This window comes from Rhizobiaceae bacterium (assembly GCA_023953845.1).
Taxonomy (GTDB): Bacteria; Pseudomonadota; Alphaproteobacteria; order Rhizobiales; family Rhizobiaceae; genus Arvimicrobium.
Genome location: JAMLJC010000001.1, coordinates 3,281,689 through 3,294,207 on the forward strand (window position 1 = coordinate 3,281,689; position 12,519 = coordinate 3,294,207).

The 12,519-nt window shown below is 64.6% G+C and carries 13 protein-coding genes; 6 read left to right on the forward strand and 7 right to left on the reverse strand.

Annotated features, from left to right (window positions below):
- Positions 1-19 precede the first annotated feature (19 nt).
- Positions 20-838: an aldolase/citrate lyase family protein gene (locus tag M9955_16005; protein MCO5083146.1), complete on the forward strand. Its 819-nt coding sequence runs from the start codon at positions 20-22 to the stop codon at positions 836-838.
- 43 nt (positions 839-881) lie between these two features.
- Here M9955_16005 and M9955_16010 read toward each other — a convergent pair whose 3' ends face one another.
- Genes M9955_16010 through M9955_16030 form a run of 5 tightly spaced genes read right to left on the reverse strand, consistent with a single transcriptional unit; the run spans position 882 to position 6,588 of the window.
- A complete protein-coding gene (locus M9955_16010; GenBank protein MCO5083147.1) occupies positions 882-1,658 on the reverse strand; it encodes an SDR family oxidoreductase in 777 nt (258 codons plus the stop codon).
- Between the two features lie 8 nt (positions 1,659-1,666).
- Positions 1,667-2,266, reverse strand: coding sequence for an SDR family oxidoreductase (locus M9955_16015; GenBank protein MCO5083148.1), 600 nt, complete (start codon positions 2,264-2,266; stop codon positions 1,667-1,669).
- Positions 2,263-3,369 (reverse strand): Ldh family oxidoreductase, encoded by a 1,107-nt coding sequence (locus M9955_16020; GenBank protein MCO5083149.1) that lies wholly within the window; start codon positions 3,367-3,369, stop codon positions 2,263-2,265. The genes M9955_16015 and M9955_16020 overlap by 4 nt, the downstream gene beginning before the upstream one ends.
- A 48-nt stretch (positions 3,370-3,417) precedes the next feature.
- Positions 3,418-4,149: an E3 binding domain-containing protein gene (locus M9955_16025; protein MCO5083150.1), complete on the reverse strand. Its 732-nt coding sequence runs from the start codon at positions 4,147-4,149 to the stop codon at positions 3,418-3,420.
- Between the two features lie 9 nt (positions 4,150-4,158).
- Positions 4,159-6,588 carry a pyruvate dehydrogenase complex E1 component subunit beta gene (locus M9955_16030; GenBank protein ID MCO5083151.1) on the reverse strand — a complete coding sequence of 810 codons (2,430 nt, stop codon included), beginning with the start codon at positions 6,586-6,588 and terminating at the stop codon, positions 4,159-4,161.
- A 349-nt stretch (positions 6,589-6,937) separates the two neighbouring features.
- Between M9955_16030 and M9955_16035 the strand changes: the two genes are divergently transcribed.
- The 3 genes from M9955_16035 (at position 6,938) to M9955_16045 (ending at position 9,169) form a co-directional block, all read left to right on the forward strand.
- Positions 6,938-7,753, forward strand: coding sequence for a transporter substrate-binding domain-containing protein (locus M9955_16035; GenBank protein MCO5083152.1), 816 nt, complete (start codon positions 6,938-6,940; stop codon positions 7,751-7,753).
- Between the two features lie 67 nt (positions 7,754-7,820).
- Positions 7,821-8,486: an amino acid ABC transporter permease gene (locus tag M9955_16040; protein ID MCO5083153.1), complete on the forward strand. Its 666-nt coding sequence runs from the start codon at positions 7,821-7,823 to the stop codon at positions 8,484-8,486.
- Complete coding sequence (locus tag M9955_16045) at positions 8,483-9,169, forward strand: amino acid ABC transporter permease (GenBank protein MCO5083154.1); 687 nt, start codon at positions 8,483-8,485, stop codon at positions 9,167-9,169. The genes M9955_16040 and M9955_16045 overlap by 4 nt, the downstream gene beginning before the upstream one ends.
- A 2-nt stretch (positions 9,170-9,171) precedes the next feature.
- On the opposite strand, the gene M9955_16050 is transcribed toward M9955_16045, so the two are convergent.
- Positions 9,172-10,206, reverse strand: coding sequence for a LacI family DNA-binding transcriptional regulator (locus M9955_16050; protein ID MCO5083155.1), 1,035 nt, complete (start codon positions 10,204-10,206; stop codon positions 9,172-9,174).
- 159 nt (positions 10,207-10,365) lie between these two features.
- Between M9955_16050 and M9955_16055 the strand changes: the two genes are divergently transcribed.
- Both M9955_16055 and M9955_16060 read left to right on the forward strand, forming a co-directional pair.
- The gene (locus M9955_16055; protein MCO5083156.1) at positions 10,366-10,719 is read left to right on the forward strand and encodes an arsenate reductase; all 354 of its coding nucleotides are present in this window, start codon (positions 10,366-10,368) and stop codon (positions 10,717-10,719) included.
- A 7-nt stretch (positions 10,720-10,726) separates the two neighbouring features.
- Positions 10,727-11,029 (forward strand): DUF962 domain-containing protein, encoded by a 303-nt coding sequence (locus M9955_16060; protein ID MCO5083157.1) that lies wholly within the window; start codon positions 10,727-10,729, stop codon positions 11,027-11,029.
- A 122-nt stretch (positions 11,030-11,151) separates the two neighbouring features.
- Here M9955_16060 and M9955_16065 read toward each other — a convergent pair whose 3' ends face one another.
- Positions 11,152-12,399 (reverse strand): aminopeptidase, encoded by a 1,248-nt coding sequence (locus M9955_16065; GenBank protein MCO5083158.1) that lies wholly within the window; start codon positions 12,397-12,399, stop codon positions 11,152-11,154.
- Positions 12,400-12,519 lie beyond the last annotated feature (120 nt).

The following is a 12,519-nucleotide window of genomic DNA, read 5'->3' on the forward strand; positions in this document are numbered from 1 at the left end:
CTAGCCGAAGGTCTCCAAAGTGTTTCGTCCGAATCGTCTGAAAGCTCGCGTTCTTGCCGGCGAGAAATGCTTCGGCACCTGGTTGCAGAGCGCGGGACCGTCCTTCGCGGAAATGGCCGCGATCGCCGGTTTCGATTTCATCATCATGGACGAGGAGCACGGCGTCGGCGAACTGCAGCACGCCATCGACATGATGCGCGCGGCTGCCTGTACCGATACGACTTTCATCATTCGCGTTCCGTCGAGCGAGCCCGTCTATCTGCGCCGGCTGGTGGATGCTGGCGCGGAGGGACTGCTGGTGCCGATGGTGGAGACAGCCGAGCAGGCCCGCTCGATTGTCGAAGCGGTCCGCTTTCCGCCTCGCGGCAAGCGCGGCAATGCCGCGGATATCACACGCTCTTCGAGCTTCGGTCTCGTGTCCGACTACTACAGCCGCGCCGACGACAATCTTCTGGTGGTCGTGCAGATCGAAACCGTGCTGGGTGTCGAGAATGCGCGCGAGATAGCGGCGGTTGATGGCGTCGACATCGTTTTCATCGGACCGACGGACCTTTCCGGCAGCATCGGACTGCCTAGCCAGACCGGCGCGCCGGAAGTGGACCAGGCCATCCGCCGCGCCATGGCGGCGGCGCGCGAGATCGGCAAGCCGCTCGCAACTGTCCCGCGCATCGGTCGCACGGCTTTCGAGCTGTTCGACGAAGGCTTTTCGATGGTCGCGACCGGCAGCGACATCTATTTCTATCGCCTCGGCATCAGCCAGCTAATCTCGGAGTGGCGGACCTATGCGGGCAAGGCCGTTGAAACCGCCGCTGATTCAGCGTCGTCCTACGGGCGCTGAGTCCCGTCGCCCCGCGGGATGGACGGCTGGCCCCAGCTTCCGGTCAGAACATGAAGCCGGCGGTCCATCCGCCATCGACCACCATCAGGTGGCCGGTCATATAGGAGTTCTGCGGGGCGCAGAGGAACAGGATCGCCTCGGCGATCTCCTCCACATGGGCCGGGCGGCCGAGCGGGATGTGGTTCATGAAGCCGGCCATCTGCGCCCGGAAAGAGCCGTCCTCTCCGTAGAAGAGCTGTCTCGTTCCCTCGGTCAGCACCGAACCCGGGGCCAGCGAATTCACGAGAATGCCGCTGGGGCCGAGTTCCAGCGCCATGGCGCGGGTCAGGTGGATCATACCGGCCTTCGCCGCGCTGAAGGCGCATTGCAGGCGAAATCCCGCGACGCCGATCACCGAGGCGATGTTGACGATACGGCCCTGTCCGCGCGCCACCATCGGCTGTAGCGCGGCATGGCTGACGACGTAGAGCCCGTCGAGGTCGATGCTGACGATACGGTGCCACTCGTCCTCGGAGAACCGGTCGATGTTGACGCGTTCCTTGAAGGTGTTGACGCCCGCATTGTTGATGAGGACGTCGATCTTGCCGTATCTCTCGAGCGTCGCATCCACGGCGCGCTTTGCATCCACGGCGCTACGCACGTCCATCGCGACCGGAAGGGCGTCCGAAAGCTCTCCAGCGACTTCCTTCGCACCTGCCTCGTTGATGTCAGCGACAACGATGGATGCGCCGCAGGCCGCCAGCCTGTGCGCGGTCGCCCGGCCGATGCCGCCCGCCGCGCCGGTGAGGAAGACGACCTGTCCGGAAAGATCAGCACGCATGATGGTCCTCAGAAATTCCGTGCATATCCGACCGCCCATCCGCCATCGACTGCCAGCGTGTGTCCGGTCATGTAGCCATTCTCGGGATCGGCGAGAAACAGGACCGCCGCCAGGATCTCGCCCGGCGTCGCGGCGCGTTTGACTCCCGTATGTGTGAGAAAACGTGCGGTGCGCACGTCGTCGCCCGCCTCGTACGCGCCGACCGCGACGCCGTTGATGACGGTTTTGGGGCCCAGTTCCATCGCCAGCGTCCGGGTGAGCGAGGCGAGCCCGGCCTGCTCGGCGGAGAATTGCGCGTATCCCTTGACCGGCACCAGACCAGCCGCCGAAAACACGATGACGACACGCTTCATGTCCGGCCCATATGAGCGGATCGCGGCGACGAAATGATTAGCCTCGCCGGGATTGCCGCTATCGCTATCCGGCAGTCCGTTGGCGCCTTCGCTCACGAGCACGAGCGCAAAAGGCGACTGATCGCCTCCCGCCGCGCGTCCGGCGATGTCCATCACCGTTGCGCCATTCTCCCGCAGCGCCGTCTCGATCGCCGTCGTCAGCGGCCCTTTCGCGCCGCCGACAAGCACCGCCTTGCCGTCGAGATCGATGTTCACGCCGTCGCCTCCGCTGCCTGCGATGTCGGTTTTTCCTGCGGCACCTTGCATCCGTATCGCGCGGCTGCGTCTTTCAGGGAGGCCCAGGTCGTCCGGTCGATCGGAATGCCGTTCTGCGCACGCCGCGCCGCTTCGGCCTTTTCCACGTCCCCCGGCGCCATCACCTTCTGGCCGGGGTGAGCGGGCTGTGCGCGCAGATCGCTGAGGAAGCCGCCGACGCGCGCGTCGAACGCCGAAAGCGCCTGGAAGATTGCCGGATTGAGGATCAGGAAGAAGTGCCCGATCGGGATGGGCTTGCCGTAGTCCTCGCCGGCCAGCGGCGGGAAGGTGAAGCCGTGCCCCATGCCGGTGAAGGCCGAGCAGAGCAGATCGACCATCGCCGCCAGCCCCGCACCCTTGTAGCCGAAGCCCGCACCGCCCACCGGGACCAGCGCCGTTGCGGCGTTGGGATCGGTGGTCATCACGCCCTCGGAGGTCATGGCCACTTCCGGCGGCAGCGGGGTTCCCGTCGCACGGCGCAGGAAGATGCGGTTGTAGGGTATGGCGCTCGTCGCCATGTCGAGCAGCATTGCGTCTTCGCCCGGAGCCGGCACCGCGAAGCTGATCGGATTGGTCCCGTAAAAGGGTTCGATGCCGCCGAACGGCACCACCGCCTTGTCGGCATGCGTCATGCCGATCGCCGCGAATCCCGCACGCGCTGCCTTCAGCGCATAGACTCCTGTGGCGCCGTGATGTGTCGAGTTGCCGACGCTGACCGCCGCCACACCCGCATTCTTCGCCAGCTCGATACCCTCGTCTATGGCGCGGAGACTGGCGAGATGGCCGAAGCCATGGTCCGAGTCGACATACCCGACCGCGTCCGCTTTCCGCGTGAAGGTCACCTTGGCATTCTTGTTGATGCGGCCGCCTTCGAGCATCTGGATGTACCAGGGCACCAGCCGCACGCCGTGCGTATCGACCCCGCGAGACGAGGCATCGACGACGACATAGGCGACCGCCTGTGCGGTTTCGGCATTGGCGCCGCCGGCTACGAGCAGGCTCCGCACATAGCCGGCGAGTTCCGGAGCCGAGCACAAAAAGCCGTCGATGGGTTCGATCGCCACTTACATCCTCCCGAAATTCTGTTGCGGCAACAACATCTTATTCGGTAGTTAGACTAAAAGGCGGAACGGTGTCTCCACAAGATCGCGGAATGTGGCAAGCAGGTCTTCGGCAATGTCATCCCCTGTCTTCTGGGAGTCGTAGCTCAACAGGCAGTCGGCGGCGCCATCCCTGTCGGGTGCTCCGATCACGAGGCGCAGCGGAATGCCGTCGACCGTCCGCGCGGCCACGGGCCGGATACCGGGCCGGCCAAGGAAGGAAACGGCGAGGCTCGCGCCTCCATCGGCACCCGCCGTCGCGCGCATCGCCGCGATCGCGCTCACCGATGCCGCGCCCACGCTGCCAAGCACCTGACGCTTGCCCGTTCCCGCAAGCAGCAGGATATCGCCGCTGTCAGTCGCTGCCCCGGCAAGCTGCAATGCGACCGCCGCCGCCTTCAGGCATATGTCTTCCCGCGCAACGTCGCCTCGCAACACTGCGATCTGCCCGAGCAGTTCCTCAAGCGCGGCAAACGCGACGCGCGTGACAATGGCGGCCGGCTGGGGTGCTGCCGGAGAAAGAGCGGGCGCGAGATCGGCCGGGGCAGGGGGCGACGCCGTTGCGGTGACAGGTATCCCCACCGGCGCGCGGTATTGAAGCAGATCCTCGGCCGTGATCCGGCCGTTCGGTCCGCTGCCGGCGATGGCGGCGAGCGGCAGGTTGCGCTCGCGCGCCAGACGGCGGGCATAGGGCGTCGCGCGGATGCGGCCGGCCGGCATGGCGGAAACATTGCTCGTCGCCATGGCCGCCGCTCAATGCACCGCGCCGATGCGGCCGCCCATCGGCACCACCGCCCCGACGGCCTGCTCGATCGCCAGCTTGCCCGCGACAGGCGCTTCGATTTCCACGACCGCCTTGTCGGTCTCGATCTCGGCCACCACCTCGTTCGCCGCCACCGTGTCGCCAGCCGCCTTCAGCCAGCGGACGATCGTGCCTTCACTCACGGTCAGGTCGCCGAACGGCATGGTGATCGGCTCGCCGTCGCCGGTAGCCTGCGCGGCAGGTTTTGGCATTTCTACCGGTGGCGCCGGCGTATTGGTATTCGCCGCCGCGCCGGGCGCGGGCAAAGTCTGATCTGCGGATGCCGGCTCGCCGGCCGCGAGGCCGGGATAGCGCCAGTGCCACGGAACGGGAACCTTGCCGGCGATAACGTCCTTCGCGGCCGCGACGATCTTCTCGGCGCTGACCAGCATCATGCGTTCCAGCGACGGAGCCAGCGGATGCGAGACCGGCTCGGTGTGCAGGCGCGCCACCGGCGCGTCGAGTTCGTCGAAGGCGATCTCGTTCATCGCCTGGCCGAGCTCGGCGCCGACGCCGCACATCGCCCAGCCTTCGTCGACGATCAGCAGCCGGTGCGTCTTGGCGACGCTTTCCGCCACGGTCTTGACGTCGAGCGGCACGATGGTCCGAAGGTCGATCACCTCGCAATCGATGCCCTGCGCCGCCAGCGTTTCCGCCGCTTCGAGGCTCCGATGCACGAGCTGGCCGGCCGAGACGATGGTGAGATCCTTGCCTGCGCGCGCGATACGGGCAACGCCGAACGGCACCAGATGCTCACCCTCCGGCACCTCGCCCTTCGTCGCGAACAGCGCCTTCATCTCCAGCATCATAACCGGGTCGGAGGCGCGCAACGCCGTCTTCATCAGACCCTTGGCATCGGCGGGCGTGGAGGGGAGGCAGACGATGAGGCCAGGCACATGCGCCCAGACCGGATGATAGGCGCCGGAATGATGCGGGCCGGCGCTGCGCACCGCGCCCGCGCCGACGCGCACCACCATCGGAGCGTTCATCTGGTTGTTCGACATGTAGCGCAGCTTCGCCGCCTGCAACACGATCTGTCCGGCCGCCTCGAACATGAAGTCGGCGAACATCAGGTCGGCGATGGTGCGGGCGCCGGTCGCGGAGGCGCCGACAGCGGCTCCCGTAAAACCCTGTTCCGAGATCGGCGTGTCGACCATGCGGCCCGGTCCGAACTCCTGCCAGAGGCCCTTCGTGTGGGCGAACGTGCCGCCGCGTTCGCCCGTACCCTCGCCGAGATAGAGGATCGCCGCGTCGCGCCGCATCTCTTCGGCGATGCCGTCGCGCACCGCGTCAAGCCAGCTCGTCATCTTGCCGCCGGTTCTGGGACGTGCGGCGAGCGCGTCCGCCGGGTTCAGCGGTTCGGCGAAGACATGATGGAACGCCGTTGCCGAATCCGGTTCGGGCGACTTGCGCGCGAATTCGAGCGCCTCCTGCACGACCTTCTCGATGCGCTCGTCGATCGCGTCGATCTCGCCTTTCGCAGCCGCCTCGAAATCATCGATCAGCTTCTTGCGGAAATTTGCGATAGGGTCCTTCTTCGCCCATTCGTCGACCTCGGCCTGCGTACGGTAGGTGCCCGTCACCGGATCGCCTTCGTGATGGCCGACGGTGCGATAGGTCTTCGCCTCGATGAGCGTAGGGCCGTCGCCGCGCCGGGCCCGCGTCACCGCCTCGCCCATCGCATCGTACATGGCGAGAACGTCGTTGCCGTCGACGGCGATACCCGGAATGCCGTAGGCGGCGGCCCGCGTGGCGATCTCCGGATTGAGCGTCGCGGTCCTGAGCGGCGTGGCGGTGGCGTAGAGGTTGTTTTCGCAGACGAAGACCGCCGGCGCCTTCTGGATGCCGGCAAAATTCAGCGATTCATGGAAGCCTGCATGGTTCGTCGCGCCGTCGCCGAAGAAGGCGACGCCGATATCGTCGCGGCCCTGCGCCCGCGCGCTCATTCCGACGCCGACCGCATGGCTTATTCCTGCCGCGACGATGCCGTTCGTGCCGAACAGCCCCACGGAACGGTCATAGAGGTGCATGGTGCCGCCGCGCCCGCCGCAGCAGCCGTCGCGCTTGCCGAACAGTTCCGCCATCAGGATGTTGGGATGCATGCCCTTGGCAAGCGCATGGCCATGGCCGCGATGCGTGGATGTCACCCAGTCGGTGGGCCGGAGGTGGGCGCAGGCGCCCACGGCCGTGGCCTCCTCGCCGATATAGAGATGCAGGAAGCCCGGCGTCTCGCCCTTGCGGCAGGCGATCTGGGCGACGCTTTCGAAGCGACGCAGCAACTGCATCTGCTCGTAGAGCCTCAGCAGCAGGGGAATGTCGAGGTTGTGACCTGCGCGAGCGGAGTCGCTGCCTGCCGAGGCGTTTCGTTGAGAACGGGCCATTTCCCCACCTTTTCTGCGCTTCGACCTCTGGCGAGGTTTGCGCATAATGTTATAATAGCATTATAGCTAACTCTGCGTGTGACGCAATCGCGGTGGGAAACGAGGTGTAGCGCTTTGAAGGTCGCGTGCGGTCCGTCGGAATCCCGGGAAAGTGTTTGCGTTTGTCGTATGTTATCGGTACCATCGATTGTGAACAAGAGGAATACATTATAATAGCATAACGTTGGAGGCGGGAGGAAATGCCTTCAGCGCGTGTGCGGAAAGGGTCGGACGGCCGGAAGCGCGTTGCTTTCCGTGGTCTGCGTGAAAGGCCGGCCTGTCGTAGATGACATCTCAATGGGAGGAACGAATGAAAGCATTATCGAAATTGGGTACGCTGAGCGTCCTGCTCGGCGCGCTGGTTCTGGCGGCGGCCGCGTCCCTGGTCTCGCCGGCCTATGCCCAGACCGTCGACGAGATCATCTCGCGCGGCAAGCTGATCATCGCGATCGACACCACTACGCCGCCCTACGGCTTTCTCGACAAGGATCTGAAGCCCACCGGCTTCGACATCGAGGTCGCCAACAAGATGGGTGAGGCGCTGGGCGTCCCGGTCGAATTCGTCACCATCACCTCGCCGGGCCGCATTCCGGCGCTGCTGACCAAGCAGGTCGACGCCGTGATCTCGATCTTCTCGATCACCCCGCAGCGCGCCATCCAGATCGACTATTCGATCCCTTATGCGGGCCAGTCCTCCGTCGTCATCGCGCCGAAAAGCACCGCCATCAAGGGGCCTGAGGACCTTGTCGGCAAGAAGGTCGGCGTGACGCGCGGCACCGGTGAGGATGGCTTGCTTACCGCGGCGGCCGAGAAGCACACCGGTATCGAGATTCTGCGCTTCGACGACTATTCCTCGCTGATGCAGGCTGTTTTGTCTGGCCAGCTCGATGCCGTGGGCGGCGGCGACTACGGCGAAATCTATCTCAAGAAGAGCGCGAACGGGGACGATTTCGAGCAGAAGTTCATCCTGAAGTCGTTCTATTTCGGTATTGGCGTCGCCAAGGGCAACGACAATCTGCGCCAGTGGATCAACACTTGGCTGATGACGGTCAAGGCTGACGGCACGCTCGAAGACCTGTCGATGAAATATCGCAACCAGCCGCTACCGCAGCTGCCGGTTTTCTGATCGGATCTACACCTGAGCGCCAGGGCCGCCATGCGGCTCTGGCATCATGTCTTGTGACGGGATGTCAATGACAACCGCCCTGCAGTTCGGTCCGGTTCTGGTGCATTTGGACAGGTTCCTGTGGGGCCTGACGCAGACGCTCCAGTATGCCGTTCTTTCAATTATCTTCGGTACAATGATCGGCATTCTGGGCGCCGTTGGCCGCGTCTACGGTCCGCGCTGGTTGTCCTGGATCGTCGGCGCCTATGTCGAGCTGATCCGCAACACGCCGCTCCTGATCCAGCTTTACATCGTGTACTTCTCCCTGCCGCTGATCGGCATGAAGTTCACGCCGGGCACCTCCGCCGTCATTGCGCTGTCCATCCACCTCGGCGCCTATGCCACGGAGATCATAAGGGCGGGCGTGGAATCCATTCCTGTCGGGCAGATCGAGGCGGCGAAATCGCTCGGCCTCGGCCGGTACCGCATCATTCGGCACGTCGTGCTGGTGCCTGCGGTGCGTGCCGTCTATCCGTCGCTGTCTGCGCAATTCATCCTGCAACTGATGGGCACGTCCATCGTCGGCGCCATCGCGGCCGAGGAACTGACCGCCATCGCCAACAATCTGGTGATGCAGACGTTCCGCAGCTTCGAAGTCTACATTGTCGTCGCCGTCATTTATTTCGTCGTGGTCCAGTCCGCGAGCCTGCTGCTCGCCGGCCTCGGTCGCCTGCTGTTCAGGTGGAAGCAATGAGCCTTCGCGAGTTCGGCTTCAACGAATTCTGGTTCATTCTCGTCGCCGCGAAATGGACGATCCTGCTAGCGGTCATCGCTTTCGTCGGCGGCGGCGCGGTGGGCATGGTGATTGCCGCGCTTCGTGTCGCGCCGGCGCGGCCGCTGCGCTGGATCGCGACGGCGTATACGCAGTTCTTCATGGGCACGCCGCTGCTCATCCAGCTTTTCATGGCCTATTACGGCTCGTCGCTGCTCGGCTATCGTCCCGATCCATGGACCGCGGCGGCGCTGACTTTCGTGCTCAACGGCGGCGCGTTCTTCGGCGAGATTTTTCGCGGCGCGATCGAAGCGATCCCGAAAGGCCAGTGGGAGGCGGCGACGTCTCTCGGCTTTCGGTTCGTGCGCACCTTGAGGCTCGTCATCGTTCCGCAGGCCGTGCGGCTGATGCTGCCGCCGACCGTCGGCTTCATGGTCCAGATCGTGAAGTCAACATCCGTCGCATCGCTGATCGGCATGACCGAAGTGGCGCGCGCCTCGGTCCAGATAAACACCGTCACGTTCGAGCCGGTATGGGTGTTCGGAACCGCTTCGGCGATCTATTTCGCCCTGTGCTGGCCACTGTCTCTTTATGCAGGCTATCTGGAGCGCAAACTCGCCGTCGGCACCACGCGCAAGGTGGAGAAGCCACTGGTCGCCGCCTGATCTCACGCGCTTTCGCGGTCGACGATCTCGAAGCCCAGGCTGGTGATGGTCGGGATCTTCTGGTTGCCGCCGAGTTTCGCCAGCAGCACCCGCACGGCCCGCCGCCCCATCTCGTAGCGATTCACGCGCACCGTGGTCAGCGGCGGATAGAGTTGCGCGGCGAGATCCATGTCCCCGTAGCCGGCGATGCCGATGCGTTCCGGCACCTTCCACTGACGCCGGTGGCACTCCTGGATCGCGCCCACCGCCAGCGTGTCGCTGGAGAAGAAGATGGCGTCGATGTCCTTGTGCCTTTCGGTCAGTTTTATCAGCGCGTCGGCGCCGCCCTGCGCCGTCAGCGGCACCTCCACCTCCATGCCGGCCCGGTCCCTGACGCCGAGTTCCTTCAGCGCGGCGTGATAGCCGATGCGGCGTTGCTGCAGCCGGTCGTTGCCGTGGATCGGCGTCGAGACGAATCCGATTCGCTTGTAGCCCTTGGCGGCGAGATGCATCGTCATGGCGTAGGCCGTCTCGAAGTTGGAGACGCCGACCACCATGTCGATCGGCTTGCGCCCCTTGATCTCCGAGATTTCCACCACCGGCGCCGGCCCGTTCTGAAGCAGCGTTCGCGCCGTCTCGCTCTGCACGAAGCTCTGAAGCACGAGGCCCGCCGGCCGCCAGCCGATCAGCGCGCGGATCGAGCGCTCCTCGGCTTCCGGCGTGAACTCGCCCTGTACCAGAAGCATCGAATAGCCGCTTTCATGGCACTCGTCCGACATGCCCTGCACCTGCTCGGCGATGCCGGAATTGATCAGGGGCGGCACCACCGTGCCGATCATGCGGCCGCTGCCGCGCATGCTGGAGGCGAGCCGGTTCGGCACAAAGCCGGCCTGGTCTATTGCCTTGAGCACCTTTTCGCGTGTCTCCGCCGAGACGAGGTCGGGATTGGAAAGCACGCGCGATACCGTCATTGGCGCGACGCCGACACGCTTCGCGATTTCGCGCACGCCGAGCCGCGGCGATTGCGGTTTTGCCGCGCGCTGCTTCCCCTTGGCCATGAATCCCCTTGCTCCCGTCGCGGCCGGCTTTTCTCGAATTTATCAGGCGACGCTGCAAACTCAAACGAGAGGTGACCGAGGGCCGGAACACGGAAGCCCTTCGATTCGCTTGAGATACCCATGGCTTGCGTCTATTCCACCCCGAAGAAGGAGACGCCGATGCCGATCACCCTTTATGGTTTCAAGAACTGCGACACGGTCAAGAAGGCGCGCAAGTGGCTGGAGAGCCGCGGCGTCGAACATGAGTTCTTCGACTACCGCGTCAAGCCGCTCGACGCGGGGACGGTGGACGGCTGGTTCACCCGTGCCGGCTGGGAAGCGGTATTCAACCGCAATAGCACCACCTTCAAGGAGCTGCCCGACGCCGAGAGGGCCTCCATCGACGCGGCGAAGGCGAGGAAGATGATCCTCGCCGAGACCAATCTCATCAAGCGTCCGGTCCTCGATACCGGCGACCATCTCCTGTTTGGTTTCAAGGCAGAAGCCTATGCCGAGGCCTTGCACGGGAAGTGAGGTTGCGATGCTTGGAGGTCGTTCGCATGCCGAACTGATGACGCAGTTCCGCGCGGCGCACCGGAACATCTGGAACAGGCGGTTTCACCTCGTAGGCATCCCCGTCCTGCTGGCTTCCGGCGCGCTTTGGATTGCTTCGCCCTTTGTCGCCGGCCTATGGATGTGGCCCGCCGTCATGATGCCGATCGGCTTCGCCTGCCAGTTCATCGGACATGCGATCGAAGGCAACAGGCCGGAAGTCTTTCAGGACTGGCGGTTTTTCTTCATAGGCATCGAATGGTGGTTCGACCTCCTGCGCGGCCGCGCATGACGAGGGTCCGGCTGTCCTCTGGAGCATTTCCAGCAAAAGTGTGAAGCGGTTTTGCGTCCGGCAATGCGGCTAAAACAAAAAGACGGAGCGGTTGCGCCGATTCCATAAGAACCGGAACCGCTCTAGGCCCACTCGCCCTTGCGCATGACCGGCGTGCGGCCGCCGCTGGCGTCCAGCCCGTCGATGTCGATCTGGCCCGAGCCGATCATCCAGTCGATATGGATCAGGCTCTTGTTGCCGCCTTGCGCGGCGATCTGCTCTGGCGTCAGCGTGGCTCCGTTGACGAAGCAGTCTGAATAACACTGGCCGAGCGCGATGTGGCAGGCGGCGTTCTCGTCGAACAGCGTATTGTAGAACAGGAGTCCGCTCTTCGAGATCGGCGAGGAATGCGGCACCAGCGCCACTTCGCCGAGCCGGCGCGCGCCTTCGTCGGTATCCAGGACCTTCTGCAATACGGCTTCGCCCCTGGAGGCTTTCGCCTCGACGATGCGTCCGCCCTCGAAGCGCACTTCGATATTGTCGATCAGCGTGCCCTGATAGGAGAGAGGCTTGGTGCTCGACACGCGGCCTTCGACGCGTCGCGCATGCGGCGTGGTGAACACCTCCTCGGTCGGGATGTTCGGGTTGCAGGTCACGCCATTCTTGGCGAGCGACGCGCCGCCCTTCCATTCGTGGCCATCGGCGAGCCCGATCGTCAGGTCGGTGCCGGGACCGGTGAAGTGCAGCGCATGGAAGTTCTTGCCGTTGAGCCATGCCGTGCGGCTCTTCAGGGCCGCATTGTGCGCCTTCCAGTTTGCCACCGGATCGTCGACGTCGACGCGCGACGCCGAAAAGATCGCATCGGCGAGTTTCCTGACCGCCACGTCTTCCGCGTCGTTCGGGAAGACGAGCTTCGCCCACGCCGCGTCGGGATAGGCGACGATGGTCCAGTTGATATAGAAACCGGTGATCTTCTCCAGCGCGGGCCGATAGGCGAGCGAATTCGCCTTGTTGGCGCGCGCCACCTTCGCCGGGTCCTCGTTGGCGAGCAGCATCGGGTTTTCGCCGCGCACGGCGAGCCGCGCCGCTCCGGCGGCAAAGGCCTTCGCCTGCGCCTCGTAGAGCCAGTCGGCTGCCCGGTCGAAGCTGGCGTCGGCGCCATGGCGGAAGCGGGCAAGCGTCATCTCGTCGTCGGAGAAGAGGCACGTCACCAGCCCCGCGCCCGCTTTATAGGCATGTTCGGTGATGAGCCGCGCCAACGGCAGCGCAGCCATGGAGGACGTCATCACCAGATCCTGCCCGGGCGCAAGCTGCAGCCCGACCTTGATGGCGACTTCCGCCAGCCTGTCCAGTTTGGCGGGATCGATAGCGGCGGAAGGATTGGCGCTCATGCAGAATTCCTCGGATGACGGTCTATCGAGCGACAGATAGACTGCGCGGCACGGGTCGCCAAGGGGCGCGGCGTACGGCCGTCCCGGCGCTGTTCCGAGCATCAACAGAAAAGCGCCGCC